Annotated in this window: 15 protein-coding genes, 1 tRNA gene and 1 pseudogene; 4 read left to right on the forward strand and 13 right to left on the reverse strand. The window is 53.9% G+C overall.

The window, feature by feature from the left end:
• Positions 1–94: 94 nt before the first annotated feature.
• The 4 genes and pseudogenes from gabT to PCPL58_RS02945 all read right to left on the reverse strand — a co-directional run bounded on the left by gabT (position 95) and on the right by PCPL58_RS02945 (position 4,720).
• Positions 95–1,375: a 4-aminobutyrate--2-oxoglutarate transaminase gene (gene gabT / locus PCPL58_RS02935; RefSeq protein ID WP_054082315.1), complete on the reverse strand. Its 1,281-nt coding sequence runs from the start codon at positions 1,373–1,375 to the stop codon at positions 95–97.
• 179 nt (positions 1,376–1,554) lie between these two features.
• The gene (gene gabD, locus PCPL58_RS02940; protein WP_003367662.1) at positions 1,555–2,997 is read right to left on the reverse strand and encodes an NADP-dependent succinate-semialdehyde dehydrogenase; all 1,443 of its coding nucleotides are present in this window, start codon (positions 2,995–2,997) and stop codon (positions 1,555–1,557) included.
• Positions 2,998–3,325: 328 nt separating this feature from the next.
• Positions 3,326–3,406 (reverse strand): annotated as a pseudogene (locus PCPL58_RS30565) (LysE family translocator); the annotation flags it as partial.
• 45 nt (positions 3,407–3,451) lie between these two features.
• A complete protein-coding gene (locus PCPL58_RS02945; protein WP_065350987.1) occupies positions 3,452–4,720 on the reverse strand; it encodes an FAD-dependent monooxygenase in 1,269 nt (422 codons plus the stop codon).
• Between the two features lie 156 nt (positions 4,721–4,876).
• Here PCPL58_RS02945 and PCPL58_RS02950 point away from each other — a divergent pair.
• Both PCPL58_RS02950 and PCPL58_RS02955 read left to right on the forward strand, forming a co-directional pair.
• A tRNA-Arg gene (locus PCPL58_RS02950) sits at positions 4,877–4,953 on the forward strand.
• Positions 4,954–5,120: 167 nt separating this feature from the next.
• Entirely contained in the window at positions 5,121–6,356 is a 1,236-nt protein-coding gene (locus PCPL58_RS02955; protein WP_065348776.1) for a tyrosine-type recombinase/integrase, read from the forward strand.
• Positions 6,357–6,591: 235 nt separating this feature from the next.
• On the opposite strand, the gene PCPL58_RS02960 is transcribed toward PCPL58_RS02955, so the two are convergent.
• Together PCPL58_RS02960 and PCPL58_RS31960 are read right to left on the reverse strand one after the other, a co-directional pair.
• Entirely contained in the window at positions 6,592–7,569 is a 978-nt protein-coding gene (locus PCPL58_RS02960; RefSeq protein ID WP_065348561.1) for an IS5 family transposase, read from the reverse strand.
• Positions 7,570–7,575: 6 nt separating this feature from the next.
• Complete coding sequence (locus tag PCPL58_RS31960; RefSeq protein WP_104685587.1) at positions 7,576–7,842, reverse strand: hypothetical protein; 267 nt, start codon at positions 7,840–7,842, stop codon at positions 7,576–7,578.
• Here PCPL58_RS31960 and PCPL58_RS02965 point away from each other — a divergent pair.
• A complete protein-coding gene (locus tag PCPL58_RS02965; RefSeq protein WP_232002969.1) occupies positions 7,768–8,526 on the forward strand; it encodes a chromosome segregation protein SMC in 759 nt (252 codons plus the stop codon). The genes PCPL58_RS31960 and PCPL58_RS02965 overlap by 75 nt on opposite strands.
• A gap of 294 nt (positions 8,527–8,820) precedes the next feature.
• On the opposite strand, the gene PCPL58_RS30575 is transcribed toward PCPL58_RS02965, so the two are convergent.
• The 5 genes from PCPL58_RS30575 to PCPL58_RS02990 all read right to left on the reverse strand — a co-directional run bounded on the left by PCPL58_RS30575 (position 8,821) and on the right by PCPL58_RS02990 (position 12,860).
• Entirely contained in the window at positions 8,821–9,498 is a 678-nt protein-coding gene (locus PCPL58_RS30575; protein ID WP_157893883.1) for a hypothetical protein, read from the reverse strand.
• A 37-nt stretch (positions 9,499–9,535) separates the two neighbouring features.
• Positions 9,536–10,066, reverse strand: a complete 531-nt coding sequence (locus PCPL58_RS02975) for a hypothetical protein (protein ID WP_065348779.1) — start codon at positions 10,064–10,066, stop codon at positions 9,536–9,538.
• 356 nt (positions 10,067–10,422) lie between these two features.
• Positions 10,423–11,232 (reverse strand): IS21-like element ISPsy4 family helper ATPase IstB, encoded by an 810-nt coding sequence (gene istB, locus PCPL58_RS02980; RefSeq protein ID WP_005741073.1) that lies wholly within the window; start codon positions 11,230–11,232, stop codon positions 10,423–10,425.
• The gene (istA, locus tag PCPL58_RS02985) at positions 11,229–12,251 is read right to left on the reverse strand and encodes an IS21-like element ISPsy4 family transposase (RefSeq protein WP_002551322.1); all 1,023 of its coding nucleotides are present in this window, start codon (positions 12,249–12,251) and stop codon (positions 11,229–11,231) included. The genes istB and istA overlap by 4 nt, the downstream gene beginning before the upstream one ends.
• Before the next feature lie 54 nt (positions 12,252–12,305).
• Positions 12,306–12,860: a ParA family protein gene (locus tag PCPL58_RS02990; RefSeq protein WP_083188520.1), complete on the reverse strand. Its 555-nt coding sequence runs from the start codon at positions 12,858–12,860 to the stop codon at positions 12,306–12,308.
• A 656-nt stretch (positions 12,861–13,516) separates the two neighbouring features.
• On the opposite strand from PCPL58_RS02990, the gene PCPL58_RS02995 reads away from it, so the two are divergent.
• Entirely contained in the window at positions 13,517–14,527 is a 1,011-nt protein-coding gene (locus tag PCPL58_RS02995) for a DUF4238 domain-containing protein (RefSeq protein ID WP_065348781.1), read from the forward strand.
• A gap of 110 nt (positions 14,528–14,637) precedes the next feature.
• Here the strand turns inward: PCPL58_RS02995 and PCPL58_RS03000 are convergent, their stop codons facing one another.
• Entirely contained in the window at positions 14,638–16,590 is a 1,953-nt protein-coding gene (locus tag PCPL58_RS03000) for an AAA family ATPase (protein WP_173926043.1), read from the reverse strand.
• Positions 16,591–16,674: 84 nt separating this feature from the next.
• Positions 16,675–17,253, reverse strand: a complete 579-nt coding sequence (locus tag PCPL58_RS31675) for a hypothetical protein (protein WP_173926046.1) — start codon at positions 17,251–17,253, stop codon at positions 16,675–16,677.
• Positions 17,254–17,887 lie beyond the last annotated feature (634 nt).

Below are 17,887 nucleotides of genomic sequence, written 5' to 3' on the forward strand. Positions count from 1 at the left end.
CGAAATACCCTGCTCAAACGCAAAAAAAACCCGTCGAAACGGGCTTTTTTTGTCTGTTTGGTCATAAATTAATCAATTCATGACTTCACACTTTTTACGCGATTTCAGCAAAGCATTCGTCGAGAATGGCCAAGCCGCGGTTCAGCAATTCGTCTTCGGCAGTCAACGGCACCAGCACGCGCAATACGTTGCCGTAAGTACCGCAGGACAGCAGAATCAGACCCTTGTCACGCGCCTTGGCAACCACCTGAGCCACAGCAGCGGCGTTAGGCTTGTGCGAATCGCCGTCTTCGAACAGCTCGACAGCGATCATCGCACCCAGCGCACGCACTTCACCGATAACCGGGTACTTGGCCTGCATCGCCTTGAGCGAGGTCACCAACTGCTCGCCAACCGCCTTGCAGCGCTCCAGCAGGTGCTCTTCTTCGAAGATGTCCAGCACCGCCAGTGCCGCAGCACAGGCCACCGGGCTACCGGCATAGGTGCCGCCCAGACCGCCGGGTGCGATGGCGTCCATGTATTCAGCCTTGCCGCATACGCCCGCCAGCGGGAAGCCGCCTGCGATGGACTTGGCGAAAGTAGTCAGGTCAGCCGCAACGCCCATCTGCTCCATCGCGAAGAACGTGCCGGTACGACCCGCGCCGGTCTGCACTTCGTCAGCGATCAGCAGAATGCCGTGCTTGTCGCACAGCTCGCGCAGACGCAGCATGAAGGCCTTCGGCGCCACGTAGAAACCACCTTCGCCCTGAACCGGCTCAATGATGATTGCAGCGATGTCCTTGGGCTCGGCGTCGTTCTTGAAGATGCGCTCGATGCTGGCGATGGAATCGTCAACGCTCACGCCATGCAGTTCGCACGGGTACAGCGCACGGAAGATACCGCCCGGCATCAGGCCCATGCCGGCCGAGTAAGGCACGACTTTGCCGGTCAGGCCCAGGGTCATCATGGTGCGGCCGTGGTAAGCGCCGGTGAAGGCGATAACGCCCGCACGACCGGTCGCAGCACGGGCGATCTTCACGGCGTTTTCCACCGCTTCGGAACCGGTGGTCACCAGCAGGGTTTTCTTGTCGAAATCACCCGGCACTTTGGCGTTGATCTTCTCGCACAGCTCGACATAAGGCTCGTAGGCCAGCACCTGGAAGCAGGTATGGCTCAGCTTGGTCAGCTGTTCTTGCACGGCGGCGATGATCTTCGGGTGCAGGTGACCGGTGTTCAGAACGGCGATACCGCCCGCGAAGTCGATGAACTCACGACCTTCCACGTCGGTAACGGTCGCGTTCTTCGCCGAAGCAGCGAAGATCGGGTGGATCTGACCAACGCCACGCGGGACGGCTGCATGGCGGCGTTGCATCAGGGATTCGTTAGTCTTGCTCATGTATTCCTCATTCGCCGCTCATCGGTCGGCGTGGGTCAAGGATCAAGCGGACCGGATCAACTGCAGCAGCATACGATGATCGACTGCTGCAGCCTTCAGGCCACCAGGAAACTGCGGTGCAACAAAAGCCGATGACACGTCGCTCTCGCGCGCCATCGGCTGCAATACCCGAGTGTCGGTCAGACCGACAGGCAGAGGTATTTGATTTCCAGATAATCTTCGATGCCGTACTTGGAGCCTTCACGGCCCAGGCCGGACGACTTGATACCGCCGAACGGCGCCAATTCGTTGGAGATCAGGCCGGTATTGATACCCACCATGCCATATTCCAGCGCCTCGGCAACACGGAACACGCGGCTCATGTTCTGCGCGTAGAAGTACGACGCCAGACCGAACTCGGTGTCATTGGCCATCGCGATCACTTCGGCCTCGTCCTTGAAGCGGAACAGCGGGGCCAGCGGACCAAAGGTTTCTTCCCGGGCCACGGCGGCATCTTTCGACACGTTGACCAGAATGGTCGGTTCGAAGAACGAGCCTTCCAGGCTGTTGCCACCGGTCAGCACGGTTGCGCCCTTGCTGACGGCGTCGGCGATGTGTTCCTTGACCTTGGCCACCGCCTTGTCGTCGATCAACGGGCCGGTGGTGACGCCTTCTTCCAGGCCGTTACCGATCTTCAGCTTGCCGACCGCCGCCTTGAGCTTCTCGGCGAATGCGTCATACACCGCGTCCTGCACGTAGATGCGGTTGGCGCACACGCAGGTCTGGCCGTTGTTGCGGTACTTGGAGATCATCGCGCCTTCGACCGCCTTGTCGAGGTCGGCGTCGTCGAACACGATGAAAGGCGCGTTACCGCCCAGCTCCAGGGAAACCTTCTTGATGTCCTTGGCGCACTCGGCCATCAACTGGCGACCAATGTCGGTCGAGCCGGTGAAGGACAGTTTGCGCACGATCGGGTTGCCGGTCAGCTCGGCACCGATATCGCCTGCGCTGCCGGTCACCACGCTGAACACACCAGCCGGGATACCCGCACGCTCGGCCAGTTCAGCCAGGGCCAGTGCCGAGAACGGCGTTTGCGACGCAGGCTTGAGCACCATGGTGCAGCCCGCCGCCAGTGCCGGACCGGCCTTACGGGTGATCATTGCCGCCGGGAAGTTCCACGGGGTGATCGCCGCCGTCACACCAATCGGCTGCTTGAGTACGATCAGGCGCTTGTCCGGCTGGTGACCAGGAATCACATCGCCATACACGCGCTTGGCCTCTTCGGCGAACCACTCGATGAACGACGCGGCGTAGGTAATCTCGCCCTTGGCTTCGGCCAGTGGCTTGCCCTGCTCCAGTGTCATCAGCAGACCCAGATCGTCCTGGTTCTCGATCATCAGCTCGAACCAGCGGCGCAGCTTATTGCCACGCTCCTTGGCGGTCAGCGCACGCCAGGCCGGAAGCGCCTTGTCAGCCGCCTCAATCGCCCGACGCGTCTCGGCTGCGCCCATTTTTGGCACAGTGCCGAGGATCTCGTTGTTGGCAGGGTTGTTGACCTTGATCGACTGACCACCGTCCGCATCCAGCCACTGGCCGTTGATGTAGGCTTGCTGGCGGAACAGTGTGGAATCTTTGAGCTGCATGTCGGCCTCCTAAACAGCATCGCCCGAGAGGCGACGCGAACAATTGATATCGATGCACCCCATTTGGAAGCCATCGTCAGGAAAACATTCCATCGGGTTCCAGCGCTGCGCAACGCATGAAGGCAGGAAGACCGAACAAGAGCGTTTGAAATCTCAAACGAATCCTAGGCATTGCAGGGGGAAAGGACAATAGCCCGTTCGAAAAAAAGAACGGGCGTACGGAGGTGGGTGGTTTTCTGATCAGCGCCGAACCTGACCGCAAGGCAGCCGCAGCGTGATCAGGCAGCGCATAAAAGCCGTGAGCGACCACGGAGCAACCGGCGAAGGTCACGATCAACCTCAAAGCATTGCCGAACGACCCGATCATCGTCCTGGCCGGGCCGTGGCTGATCGAGTTCGACAGCGCCATGACCACCGCAGAGCCCGGCGCAGGTTTTAACCCACGCCTGTAGCGCTATCGATAATCCGGCAGCGTGAAAGACTGCACCGCCGGGGTCAGCGCCTTGGCAGCACGTTTGCTGATAAAGGGCGTTGCCACCAGCCGCTGCACGGCGCGCAGAATCTTCACCCCGGTCTGAGTGCGAGGATGGACCAGACGCGGAACAAGTTTCGGCACGCTCTGCGACTTTTTCACCACAGGGCGCAGGACATATTCGTACGCGGCAAGCGCCTCGGCAATGGTGTCGGTCTTGGTGAGTTCGCCCGCCAGCACATACGCGCCAATCAGCGCCAGCGAAGCGCCGACCCCACCCAGCGGCGTGACACACCATGCTGCATCGCCCAGCAGTACCACCGGGCCATTCGACCAGCGATCGATCTTCACCTGACGCAAGTCGTCGAACCAGAAATCCTCCGCAGCCTCCATCCCCTCCAGCAGACGAGGCACCTCCCAGCCCGCGCCTGCAAACGACGCGCGAAGAAACGCCTTCTGCTCGGCAACACTGTTGCCGACCGTCAGGTGGCTTCGGCCCTGCACATTAAAGAACGCACGCGTCGTACCGCGATTGTCCGGACGAACCCCCGCACTGCGACCGCCCACCGCGTTATACCAGCGCGCGGTCTGGCTATCGGTCGGCGCACGAGGCACGGTAAAGAACGCGCTGGCCAGGTCCATCCGGCGCAGCTGATTCTCGCCGGGGAACACCAGCTCCCGCGTGCGCGAACCGACACCTTCAGCAATGATCAACAGATCAAAACGCTCCTCGCCACCGCCCTCGAACGTGACCGACACGCCCTCCGCATCGTGCTCGACCGAGACAATACGATCTCCAAAGCGATAGAACGCATCAGCAGACGACGCCTCATACAGCAGGCGCGCAAGATCCCCGCGCAACACCTCAAGCTCAGCAGTCGGGCCGTCGCCCTCCAGACCGGACAGATCAATTTGCGCCGCCGTGCGGTTGTCCTCATCGACCCACGCAAGCCCGGTCTCGCCGGTGTTGAGATCCTTCACCGCCTGCTCAAGCCCCATCAAACGCAGAACCTGCCGAGCCGCGCCCCGCATATCCACATTCTGCCCGCCATCGCGAAAGGCAGGCGCCTGCTCGACAACCGTGACATCGCAATCGCGCTGCGTCAGCCACCAGGCCGCGGCACACCCCGCGATACTGGCCCCGGTAATAAGAACGCGGCACGGGCTGCGCTCGATGCTTTTGAACTGATTGATAAGAGGCCCTCGGTGAGAACGAACTGACAGAGTGGTATGGGGAGCATCATGCACCACCACACAGCCGTGCCGAAAGCGCAGGTCTGTCCCTTTGTGGGCGGTAATGGGTGTGGGCTGATGAAAGGCTGTGGCGGGGCGCGCTGAGTGATTTGTGTCGCACACCGCCCGCAACTGGACGCCCCGTACCCATGTGAGTATCATGGCGCCCGCGTCGCACCAGTAGCTCAGCTGGATAGAGTACTGCCCTCCGAAGGCAGGGGTCGTGGGTTCGAATCCCGCCTGGTGCACCATATAGCAATCTAGACCTGTCTCAGACAGTCTACGAAATACCCCAAGAAGCCCGCCCCGTGCGGGCTTTGTTGTCTCTGGCTATCCATAGCGGTCCACCCCTATACCTTCACGCCGTGTATGCCCACGTGTATGCTTTGCAATTCCTTGAACAGGAGGCATACAAGCCGTGAAACGCACCGACATCAAGCGCCGCCCGCTAGCCGACACCACCCTCTCCGGCCTGGAACCAGAGGATGCAACCTATCGGGAGCAAGATGGCAACGGCTTGTATTTTCGGGTCAAAGCAAATGGCCAGAAGTCTTGGGAATTACGTTACAAAAAGCCAGACGGAAAATGGTCTTGGCTAGGGCTAGGCGGCTATCCCGAAGTCAGCGGTTCCCTAGCCAGGCAGAAGGCTGCACAACTGCGTGAAGACTCATCCAACGGGAAAAATCCGTTAGTCAGCAAACAGGCTAGGAGAGCTGCTGACCTGGAGGCAGCCAATAACACGTTCGAAGCGCTTGCACGGGAGTGGTTTGATTCAAGACGGTCGGGCTGGGAAGCTGGGACCGCCCGGCGAATCATTGGAGCTTTGGAGCTGCACGCGTTTCCAGTATTTGGGAAGCGGGTTTATACCGAGATCCTGCCTCTTGAGTGGATGGAATTCCTGCGCAGCATGGAGCAGAAAGGGATCATTGACCAAATGGGCAGAGTCCGCGCCACGTGCAAAGAAATCTATGACCTGGCACGCGTCACTGGACGCGCCATCCATAACCCTCTCGAAGGCCTCAACAAATTCCTTCAAACGCGTAGCGCTGAAAATTATGCGCACGTTTCAGTAGAGGAACTGCCTGCACTGCTTCGTGCGATCAACTCTTACCCTCACGCGAAGGATGTTCGTTTGGGGCTCCGCTTGCTCGCGCTGTTGGCCGCACGTCCGAGTGAAATTCGAGAAGCACGCTGGTCAGAGATCGACCTCAATAAAAAGCTATGGACGATCCCAGCCGAACGTATGAAGCGTAGGCGTGAACACGTGGTCCCTCTATCACGACAAGCTGTCGAAGCAATCACTGAATTGCGCTCGCTTACAGGAGCATACCCACTGCTGTTTCCCGGCCGGAAAGATCGGACTATCCCACGCAGCAATACCGTTTTTCTGATGGCGTTACGGAGACTCGGTTATGGCGGACGCCAAACAGGCCATGGCTTCCGCCATATCGCAAGCACGATCCTCAATGAACAGGGCTTCGATGAAAATCATATTGAGGCGCAGCTTTCCCATGTGAAGGAAGGAATCGCAGGGGTGTACAACAAGGCAGTTTATTTACCTCAACGCAAAGTCATGATGCAGTGGTACGCCGATCATCTTGATCAACTCGCCCAGGGTAACGTGGTAGAAGGCCACTTTGGCAAGGCTGTATGAACGCGCATACCCATCCCCCCTCAAAAAGCGGTGTAACCAGTGTTACTCGTGTAACGTCACTCGCTAAACGCCCGGTTTCATTGGTTTTAAGGAAGGTCTGAAGTAGGCAGACTTTTTAACCCTCCCGTTGCTTCAAAGTTTCAAAAAACGTCGTTTCAATCGAAAATCAGACCTTTGCCTCGCCCAACTCCTCTTTTTTCTTCGGACAAGCGCTTTTTAGCGTCAATTGTCCACATTACAGGCGCACCTCTCCTGTATTCAGCAGTCGTTTTCGCATCATCCACAGATTGGACAGAGCAAATAGCGTGGTCTGCTGCGCAGTGTTTTTCAGCAGGCCTCGGAAGCGTACTTTCGTATAACCAAACTGGCGTTTGATCACTCGAAACGGATGCTCAACCTTGGCGCGCAGTTGAGCTTTCGCGTATTCGATTTTGCGACGCATGCGCCCGATCAGACTTTCCTTTGCATGCTTTTTATAACTGCTGGGCCGCGCTGCAATCGACCATATCATTTGGCGATTTTGATGCTCGGGACGCTTTTCGACACCGGTGTAGCCCGCGTCGCCAGAGACGTAAGTTTCTTCTCCGTGCAGTAACTGGTCGACCTGAGTTACGTCAGCTACATTCGCCGCCGTGCCCACCACGCTATGCACCAAACCGGATTCGGCATCGACACCGATGTGCGCTTTCATCCCGAAGAAATATTGATTTCCTTTCTTCGTCTGGTGCATTTCAGGGTCACGTTTTCCGTCCTCGTTCTTGGTCGAACTCGCCGCATGGATGATCGTTGCATCGACCACGGTGCCCTGGCGCAGCAACAAACCACGGTCGCCCAAATAGCCATTGATGACCTGCAAAATCCCACCGGCCAGCTCATGTTTCTCCAGCAGTCGGCGGAAATTGAGGATCGTGGTTTCGTCCGGAATCCGATCCAGGTGCAGTCCTGCAAACTGTCGCAGAATTGTGGTTTCGTAGAGCGATTCTTCCATGGCCGGATCGCTGTAGCCGAACCAGTTTTGCATCAGATGAACCCGCAACATCGCCATCAACGGATAGGCAGGGCGACCACCTTCGCCCTTTGGATAGTGTGGCTCGATCAGTTTGACCAAGCCATTCCAGGGCACGACCTGATCCATCTCGATCAGGAAGCGTTCACGGCGGGTTTGTTTGCGTTTGCCAGCGTATTCGGCGTCAGCGAAGGACATCTGCTTCATCGGGACTCAACCGTTCAGTGCTTGGGACTGGCGTATTTCACCAGATTTGGAAGTCTTTTTCAGAGTTTCCTTAACGTCCGTTACACAGTTAAGCGGCTCAGCGAATATCCAATGTAACGCTGCCCCGGCGTGTAACGCCAAAGTCAGCTGCATACCCAGCTGCTGCCGTTTGAAGCCGCGCTGGAAAATGAGCAGTCCATTGGGCCTGCCCAGGAACGCGAACTGCGCGATAAGTACAACGAGCTGAAAACGCGTTTCGATGCGCGCAAGCATGAAGCTGACCTGTTGGATCGGAAGATCAATCGCCGCGAGACCCTCATCAACAGCCAGTCCCTGATGGCGGGTTACATCGAGGCCATGAACACCTGGAAAGCCGATGAGCAGGAGCTGAATGAAAAACGTCAGAGCCTCAGCATCCGTCTGGAACAGATCCAACAACAGGCGGTAGAGGACATGGCCAAAGCCCGGCAGGCGGAAACGGATGCGGCTACCGCATATGCACAGGCTGTCGCATGGGGCGACACCGAAGGTGAAAAGACCGCCAACGCCGATGCACAAAAAGCCGCAAAAAACCTGGCAAACGCTGCCGAGCATGATCGTCGGCAGGGGCTGATCATATCCGCGCTCAAGCAGGAGCTGGCCACCGTAGATCAATACATCGTTGAAGCACAGGAAAAGCACAGAGGCATAGAGCGCGACGCCCTGTGGCTCTCTCAGACGGTCCTAGAGGAGAAATGGAACGAGGCCGCGAAGTCATTGTTTGAAGTCGGTGGAAGGCTTTGGGCGAATTACAACCTGCTCGGCCTTGATCAAGTGAGCCTGTTAAAACTGGCGGTTCCGCAGGAAGGCGAAACCGTCGGGAATTGGACGTGGCATCAGCTATCGGAGCGGTCGCGCAATTACAGCGCACAGGACCTGCTTCAGCTCAACAATACTGGAGACATGAAAAGGCAGTGAAGGGCTTAAGCAATAACGCCTTTAACCTGAAAAAGGGCCCAGATGGGCCCTTTTTGTGCGATTTGCTAGACATAAAGATTCACGACATTATTCCGCTCTGAACAGGCCATGTATTCATTGCTTCCTTTTAAAAAAGCGTCTCGACTCAATCGTAGGATACGTAAATCCCTGCAGTGAGAATAACTTAAGTCCGCCCGGTGCGGATCGCGGAAAATCTTCATGGCTTGACTATGAGCACATTCAAAGCATGCAGATTAAAAATTAATTTATCGCTACGACTATAAAGAGGTGCTTTTAACAATTGAAATCAGCAATAAGAGGCCGAATCGATTTTGGCACAGCGTTCAGTATATTTTCACGATTGCGATGATGCATCTTATGAAACTCTGCATTGAGTAATAGACAGACCATGACCGTGAAGCCTTGGGACACTCTGACATACAAATCCTTGGCGCTTACTGCTTTCGCTTTTGCATAGACTGGAAGCCCATCCAGCGATGTTATTTGCTCCATATTTTCGAACGAAGCTGTGTGAGTATCTCGGCACAAGATTTTATAATCGGAATGAAGCTGATCAAAATAACATTTTATTGTTGAATGCGCTGTAAAGACTTGCAATTTTGCAGAAAACTCAAATAGCTTATAAACATTTTTTTCTTTCAGTATTCCAGGTTGCTCTATTGCTGCAATGGCCCGCACAAAGTTTTCAATGGAAGACCTGAGCATAATACGACACGCTTTGTAGCTTCCATTAATCCAGTTAAAAAGGGACGAACTGAGATCCGATACAGCTTCGGAGATTCTCAACCAAACATCATCTATGAACGAGGATCTAGACGCAAAAATATCATCCTTCGATGATATGACTTCTGCATGCCAGCATACTACAGAAAAATAGGCTTTATGCATTTCCTTCATCGATTCAACATATGAACTCTTTGCAAGATTTGGCGTAACAGTATACGCAGCCACATAATTCCTAAGGGCAGAAAAATCAGTAGTACACTCCCTACTCATCAATGGCACCAATTTTCCGAATGGTTTCGTTCCATGAAAAGCTGACAGAGCTTTTTTCTTTAATCATCAAGTCTAGCTTTTCGGAGTTACCCGTTATTAGCGACAGTGCGTTAACAAGGCTAGCGAGTTTTGTGTCGTCCAGATCATTAGCCTCACAGACGATGAGACCTATGAGCTCATATTTAGAACGTTTCTCTACTCGAGAAATTGCAATGCCCAGAACCTCATTTGCAAACTCAGCTATATCCTCATTTCGAGAAAATAAATTTATGTCTTGGAATAGCCGAGGCAAAACCCCTATGAGATAGTGAATGTTAGGGTTGGGCGATATATAGCCATCTACTGTTTTGGAGGTCGCATCTGATACAACCAACTTACTTCTAAGTATGTTAGGTATCTCGCTAAGCTTGAGGTTTTTCTTAGCATCAAGTAGCCAAGACATTTCTTCAATAAAATCAATAGCATACCTAATTTTGGTATCATCTGTGACTTCTTTGCTTTTCGCCTTCTTTATTTCACGCATCTATCGAGACTCGGTTAACAAACTCTGTAGTGATGGCCGTAAGGGCACTCTTAGACTCAGGGTCTTCACCATCGAGTATTTGGCTTTGTGAAAGTTGGTTTTTCGCAATCGCTGTACGCTTGACCAAATAATTTGGATATAGAAACTTTTTCCAGTTTTTGTCATTCAACAGGTAGGCCTTTGCATTCTGGAAGACGTTCGTCTGAGTCTCCGCAACAGTCAGTACTAACCCAGCGCACTTTATTTCGAGATTAAAATTGTCTTTTTTCTCTTCAATAATGCTTCTCAGAAGGTCAATACCTGTTAAATGTCAACGCCAACTAAAAAGTGACCCCCTTCCGTGCTAAATCGCCAACTTAGTTTTGACCCCCCTCGGGTTCATATTTTCGAGCCGGTTCGGCCCGAGAAGATTTGGTTCCTGCTTTGCGCTTGTCCTTGAGTCGATAGCTTTCACCTGTCATCTGCACGATATGGGCATGATGTAACAGCCTGTCCAGCATGGCCGCTGTCAGTGTTTGATCATCCGCAAAGGTTCCGGCCCACTGGGTAAACGGCAAGTTACTCGTGAGGATCAGGCTGCCTTGCTCGTAGCGCTTGGCGACAACATTGAAGAACAGGTTGGCTTCATCACGACCAAACGGCAGGTAGCCGATTTCATCGATGACCAACAACCCAGGGGCCATCACCACACGACTGAAGTATTCCTTGAGCCGTTCCTGGCGGTGCGCAGCGGTCAGTTGCAGCATCAAGTCAGCCGCCGTGACGAAGCGGGTTTTGATACCGGCCATCACTGCCCGGTAGGCCAGGGCGATAGCCAGGTGGCTCTTGCCTACACCACTAGGCCCCAGGAACACGATGTTCTCGGCACGTCCAACAAAACTCAGTGCTGCCAGCTCCTGGAGCTGTGCCCGGGGGACGCCGGTGGCAAACGCGAAGTCGTATTGCTCCAGCGTTTTCACAGCGGGCAGCGCGGCAGTTTTCAGCAGGGCCTGTCGAGAGCGTTCACTTCGGGCATCGGTCTCGGCAGCCAGCAGCTTTTCGAGGAAGTCGGCAAAGCTGTCTTCGCCGCTTGCTGCTTGTTGGGCCAGGTGCGGCCAGTCCACCCCGACGCGCTCAAGCTTTAGCCCCTTGCATAGTTCTGTCAGGCGAGCATGTTGAAGGTTCATGCTCTCACCTCCAGCAGTTGCTCATAAACCGACAGCGGATGCTGCAAGCTCTCGTACGGCAGGACCCGTCCCAGGCGTAGGCCTTGGGCGGGTTGTGGGCGCAGGCTCTGTGTTGGCAGTGGTAATAGTACCTGCTGCTCTTGGGCCAGACGTACCGCCGGTTGAACACCCGTCGTGCCGTGAATCCGCTGATGAGCGACTTCGTCGAGCCATTGGCCGATATGTGCGTTGGCCGTCACCACATCCAGCGTCAGACCCGCACTCTTGAGCGTAGCGGCCAACGGGGTAATGAAACTGCCCTTCAGATACCCGTTGAAGCGCTCAACCTTGCCCTTGGTCTGGGCACGGTAAGGGCGGCAGACCTTGGGAATAAAACCAAACTCATCGGCCAGCGCAGCCAATCGGGGATGCCAACGGTGCTGGCCCTCCCCAAAAGCATCTCGCTCGGTGATGATGGTTCCGGCGTTATCAAACAATGCCTGCTCGGGCACGCCGCCAAAGTAAGCGAACGCCTCCCGAAGCCCTGTCAGCCAGGCTTCGCTGTCCTCTCGCTCGGAGAAACGGACAAAGCTTGCTCGACTAAAACCAAGTGTCGCCACGAACGCCTTAAGCGGCTGACGGCCTCGTCGAATGGTGGTGAAGTCCACCTGTATCTGCTTGCCGGGCAGTGTCTCGAAACGTACCACCGGCTCTTCTGCCTTACGTTTGAAGGGGCGAATATAAGCCTTCAGACGACTGACGCCGCCGCTGTACCCCAATGCCGTGATCTCACGCAGCAGGACGGTCGCCGGAATCCAGTGTGGGCGCGCCGCCTCAATACGCTCGTGCAGGTAGTCCTTGAAGGGGTCGATTTTGCACGGACGTGCGGGTCTCACCTTGTCACTGGGTAGCGACCGGGCCTTTCGCAGGTACTTGCGCACGGTGTTACGCGAAATACCCAGCTCACGGGCGATGAATTTGATGCCATGGCCCTGACGGGCCAACACTTTAATTTCCACAGACTGCTCCTGGGTCAACATATTGGCAGCTCAAAGCCGCCAGTTTTACCCAGGGGGGTCAATTCTAGGTTGGCGTTAGGGGGTCATTTTTACAGTGGCGGTGACAGTTAAAGAGATCGGATCAGCTTTTACAGGAATTAAGTAATACCCCGATGCTATAAGAGCGCTAGTCATCCAAATTGACGGTGTGGGTGGCGTATCTATGACGATGTAGTCATACTTGCCTTCCAGTGTTTTAATGTAATTTTTGAGCCGATTCTCTCTGCCATCTCCGGGAGCCATTTCTAGCCGGTAGAGTTCCAGGCTACCGGGGAGCAAATCCAAGTTGCGTTTAATTTTCACAACCTCGACTTCATCAAGATCTCTAGGAAGGGCGGTCTTGCTCGCTTTAACCGCACTTGGCACTATCCTTTTCCTGTCAAATATTTTGACGACAGTGTCCTTCTCTTGGCGTAAATGCTCCATGTATGCTTCGGGAGTAATTAAGCACTGAGTGGCATTAAATTGTGGATCTACGTCGATGACTAGAACCCGACTGCCGTGACGGGTAGCAAGACAATCGGCGAGGTTGATTGCTAGAGTCGTTTTAGCCACGCCTCCTTTCATATTTATTAGGCTAACGACTTTCAAGATACTCTCCCTAGATTCCATTTTACCCTCACGCCAGTAACGTGAGGTGAGCTGTCCGAGTGCGAAGACACGTTGCCCGCCAGAGAGCGTAAATTACTGCGTATTCCTCGTGATGTCCATACACACTAATCGTTACCTACCGCGATCTTGAGCAAAGGATCTGAATACTTGGGGATGGTTTCAGGTCGTAGCGCTGCCAATGAGGTGAGAGTGCAGGTCCCACAACCATGCTGCAGAGACTCGGAGTCTCAAATATGAGTCCGCCCACGCTCATCCGATAGATTCCGACAGCGCCCCCTAAACAAAATGAGACTGTCTACCCGTGCACCAACCAACCTCGTGCTTTTCCATCCTGAAATTCCGACCGTTCCGACAGAACCGCCCCAAAGCTGCCTCTGACGAATGTCAGCAATCGGCCAAAGTGGTCGTCCAAAATTTCTTTGAGAAAAAGCATAAGTTGAGGAACGCTTCAGACACGATTACGGGGCGACTCAAAGCACAAATTTTCCTTTGTAAAATTGGATGAGCAATCGTTTTTTAACATTATGAAACATCTGATGGGTCAGTAAACGCATCGAAGCGCACTATAAACTCACCAGACCGGATACAATAGCTAGTCAATGTAAACTTTGATCACACCATGAGTGCAAAAATTCATGAACTCACGCTCTCAACCCAAAAAAGCTGGGTATGCAAATCAACATTACGTCCCAAGGTTACTGTTAAAGCGATTCACAGGTCCTGACAAAATAAATATCGGATTAATGAACGCCTTAAGCGGTGAAATAAAGCCATCAGTCCCGTACAAGCCGCAGTGCGCGAAACACTATTTTTACGGCAAGGACTTGTTCATTGAGAAAGAGTTGGGGAGAATCGAGGAGGAGGTTAGAAAGATAATTCGTACAATAAGTTCTATTTCCGACCCTCACATTGAACGATTCAGCTATGCCCATATATTACTAACTATATTCTCAGTCTATCAGTATGTTCGAACAGAAAAGGCTTTGAAACTGGTCGAAGAAGTTATTACAAAAAGCTTTTCTATTATCAAAGATCAAACAAAGCCTCAACTGATGCTCAAGCTAGCTGAGGCAGCAAACGGCGCGCTTTCTGAAAGCGAGTTGTCGGAGCTTTGTGATAGCCTGAGTATCTCCATAACTAATCCGCATTCCACTCTATTTGAAACAGCCAACAACATCATGCGCCCTAGCATGCTACTTGAAATGAAGCTACTTATAAATCACACAGACACCCCTTTTCTTATAAGTGACAATCCACTGATTTATATGAACGATGGTAATGAAGATTGCTTTTACAGGATGCTTTTGCCACTGACACCAAATCTATTGATTGCTTTCTATGACGGAAAGAAATATAAAATCGGATTAAGGAAAACCAACTTCCACAAAATAACTAATAAATCCGACATCTTCTACCTAAACGCACTTCAGTACCTAAATTGCAACAAAAACATTTACTTCAGCCCACAGACGCCAGTCAAACATCTAATTTCGCTAAACAAATCATTTAAAAAACTCAGGTTCAGTGAAGCGTCAACTCTAATCGAATTTAATTGCCAACCATTTTTGAAAACCAATAGGCCTACAGTTAATCATAGGTTCACCTTTGCAAAGAAGATAGCCTTAAAAGGAAGGCCACCAAAATAGTCACTTCCGCTTCTGCCCATAGAGGCTCTTTTTGAACGGCAGCTTGGGGTTGTAAGCTGCCTCACGCGAGAAGTTGCCAGGCACTGCAAGATGCCCACTTAAAGACTGAGTCAGCCCCTTCGGCTTCGGATACGCGAAAGCAATGTATTCACGGCCTCAATATCCCCAAGCAACTCGTCAGGATGTGTCACGGGACGCTGCTGGCCGGCCGCATGTGAATGCGCACTCACATTGCGGCAGCATCGGTTATGCAGACGTTGCACTTCATGGAACTCCTGCTCCTCCACAGCTATCACGCCGTTAAGACGGCCTACTGAGATTCCGTCGCGGAACCGCACAACCGTTTCGTTGAGTATCGTATCCTCGATACCGATTTCGATCGTCACGCGAAGATCACTGTATGCATTACGGATCGCATACCGCTCAGTGTCTCCGGGAGGGGTGTTGAAGGTTGCTGCAATTTGCTGCTGGTCACGACGGTGTTGCGCGATGCGCTCACGGTGCCGGCGCATGTCATATGGCAAGCCGACATCCACGTAGCCAGGACCTTCCGCACGGTAGCTGATCGACCTCACTTCAGGTGCCATACGCATATCCTGGCAGAGTGTTTTAAGTTCCCCAAAGAATACAGCGTCGTGCGTGAATACAATGACTTGCCGGTTGACTGACTCTTCAACAATTCGTTGCGCGACAGCGGTTCGATGGCTGTGGTCGAGGCTTGAGACCGGATCGTCGAAAACGATTCCGGAAGTCGATCCAGACTGGTGAAGCTCAGCGAAGAAGTAGGCAAGCGCGGTCATTCGCTGCTCTGCCTCGCTCAACACTTGGTGCGGGAGAAGCTGGCATTCCAACAGCTGAATTCCTAGACGAACTGCCCCGGCATCACCGGCTGAGGTGACTGCAGCTTCAACGTGCCTCAGTTCCAGCCTAGTAAGCTCCTCGTTCATACGCCCAGCCAAAGTCTCGCTGATGTAAGTACGAGTCAGTTTGCCAGCCAGCACGCTGATCGGGCGTGTAGCTGCAACGTCATTTAGGCAATTCTGGAGCCGGCTCCTGTGGTCCAGATTATCAATCACCCGGGCTATGGCTTCGATATGCTCGGAAAGTAGCTGCCGCGCTTCCAGCTCTTTCAGCCGTAGCTTTTTGGCCGCTAACGCCCCTGCATCCATGCTCGCGCGAAGGCGACCCGCCTCTACGCGAACTGCTTCCGCAGCATGAGTGATCGATGTCAGCGGATTCGCTCCACGATACCCAGGACAGTCCTGCCATACCCCAGTAACCACCGCAGTTTTGAGCCACTGAAGTCGGGCGATCAAGTCATCCTGAAAGATCTGGATGTCATCCGGAAGCGCTGGTACGCGAGCCCTCAGGCTCTCCACCATGTTAGGGGAAACTGTGAAATCGACACTTGCTGGAGCGACCTCTCGAACGATCTGCTGCCAAGCGTTGCGTGCAGCCTGTGCAGTTTCCGCCGCCCGATCTCGAATGTAGTGATCGAATCGCTGCAAGCGTTCCTGCGCTTCAGGACTTAGCTCTTGCTGACAAAGAACACAGACTGCATCGTCACAGGTGACCGGGAAAGCCTGTCCTGGATATGCAGTGCTGGACGAGTATTCACGAGCAGCGTTGAATAGCAACGCCCAAACACCCTGCCCCGTTCCAGGAAGTAGCTGTGTAGCATCTCCGGCCTGCAATATGGCGGACGCTGCATGTTCAGCTTTCTCGGCCTCGACTACGGCTTGATGTGCTTGGAGCTTGGCATTGATGGCCTCATCAGATACTACGCCGGCCACCTTAGCGATGAGGTTGCCCAACTCATCGACTCGCGTTGCAGCATTGTCAAGTAGCGAGGCCCGGGCAGTTGGGTCCGCTTCGCTGATTTCCTGCGGAAGTCTTACACGCTCTGCCTGCTCATCCTCAGCGAGCATAGCCAATTCACGCGCTCGCGTCAGGTCAGTGGTTGGGCCTATCGGATGCAGCGCCCGTCCGGCATCGGTGTCGGAAGGAATGACACTGAATGGTGTCGTGTCAGTGGCAAGGCCCGTAATCTCTGCCTGTAGCACTGGGCGCAGAGCCTGATTGAGTCCATTCGCCAACTGCTGGAGATAAGTCAGAGCAGATGGCTGAAAGTTAGCAGCTTCTCGCGACTAGAGGTAATGCCGAGCGCAGTCGCCATCAAAAACGGAAATTCCCCGGAGTTCTGGCCGTGGTACGTTATCGCGCTGACTGCTCCAGGTCGTCTGCTCGGTGGTGCCGTCCAGAACGAAGTCAATAGCAGCACTTGGTATGAGTTGCAGGTAATCCGCCGCGTAAGCATTGGCGTGGACAGCACCTGGACTCCGTGCGCGGCACGCCTGCTTCAGCACCCGTGCGTAACCGGACTTCCCCGTGCCGTTTCCGCCGTACACGATGGTGAGACCATGCGGCTGGAAGTTCAGAACCTCACTGTTCGGGATCCTCCCCACGTTTGTAAGTGAATGCAGGGACTGCAATACGACGGTGTGGTCCCGATTCGCCTCGGCGGGAAAATGGTTCGCGGCAAATAGGACAGGCTGAGGAACCGGCAGGAATGTGCTTCGCACCCCATGATGTTGCTTAGCAAGATCAAGAATTTCGACTAGATCTTGATCACTCCATTCACCTTGGACACACAAACGGCGCAAGGCGTCGCTGCGCCATGGCGGCAGCTTTTCCGACCAAGCCAGTACTTCCTCGTATATAGCCATGCCTTATCTCTCTATGTCCGTGAGCTTGCAAGGATAGTGCACCAATCGTTACCTGGTGGCAGGCGAGCTCTGAGTCTGGATGACGGCTCCCACTTAACTCCGTCACGTTGTGACAACCTGACCGTAAGGGACGGTGGTCCGGCATTCCGCAAACAAAGAATTATCTGCTCTACATGGATAGGTACAGCAAGTGCGAGATACCAAGATTCCATTCGGTGAGTACGGCGAGCGCTTTATCGACAGTCAGTTTCCGAACCGAAATCGAACTCCACGAGGATCAGCTATTGGCCGACTCCCACCTATCCAGACAGGCAGCAGTGGGCGGACTCTGAAAAAACTTTTTTCAAGCTGCTTTGGCCGATAGCGGTCATCGTATGCAGCTGCCCGAACGGCGTACCAAAGGGCAACGTTACATATTTTCGCGTTGTTACATCGCATAAACCCAAGCCTCCCACGCGGTGTTACGAATAATTTGTGCTTTACTTTCAATTAGTTAAGATAATTAGTTACATCTGTAACACCAGTTACACCGCATTTATGATGTCCTAGCCCCGCCCCCCTATGAAACTAGCTCCATCAGCGGATGGAGTTCGGTATGAGCCGGGGCCCCTGAGGACCTCTGCTGCATACGGGG

Origin of the sequence: Pseudomonas cerasi (genome assembly GCF_900074915.1) — a bacterium.
GTDB lineage: Bacteria > Pseudomonadota > Gammaproteobacteria > Pseudomonadales > Pseudomonadaceae > Aquipseudomonas > Aquipseudomonas cerasi.

Coding starts and splice junctions, on each gene's coding strand:
- gabT (WP_054082315.1), bottom strand. CDS start 1,375: ATGAGCAAGACTAACGAATCCCTGATGCAACGCCGCCATGCAGCCGTC.
- gabD (WP_003367662.1), bottom strand. CDS start 2,997: ATGCAGCTCAAAGATTCCACACTGTTCCGCCAGCAAGCCTACATCAAC.
- PCPL58_RS02960 (WP_065348561.1), bottom strand. CDS start 7,569: ATGAAGCAGATGTCCTTCGCTGACGCCGAATACGCTGGCAAACGCAAA.
- PCPL58_RS31960 (WP_104685587.1), bottom strand. CDS start 7,842: ATGCTTGCGCGCATCGAAACGCGTTTTCAGCTCGTTGTACTTATCGCG.
- PCPL58_RS02975 (WP_065348779.1), bottom strand. CDS start 10,066: ATGCGTGAAATAAAGAAGGCGAAAAGCAAAGAAGTCACAGATGATACC.
- istB (WP_005741073.1), bottom strand. CDS start 11,232: ATGAACCTTCAACATGCTCGCCTGACAGAACTATGCAAGGGGCTAAAG.
- istA (WP_002551322.1), bottom strand. CDS start 12,251: ATGTTGACCCAGGAGCAGTCTGTGGAAATTAAAGTGTTGGCCCGTCAG.
- PCPL58_RS02995 (WP_065348781.1), top strand. CDS start 13,517: ATGAACTCACGCTCTCAACCCAAAAAAGCTGGGTATGCAAATCAACAT.
- PCPL58_RS31675 (WP_173926046.1), bottom strand. CDS start 17,253: ATGGCTATATACGAGGAAGTACTGGCTTGGTCGGAAAAGCTGCCGCCA.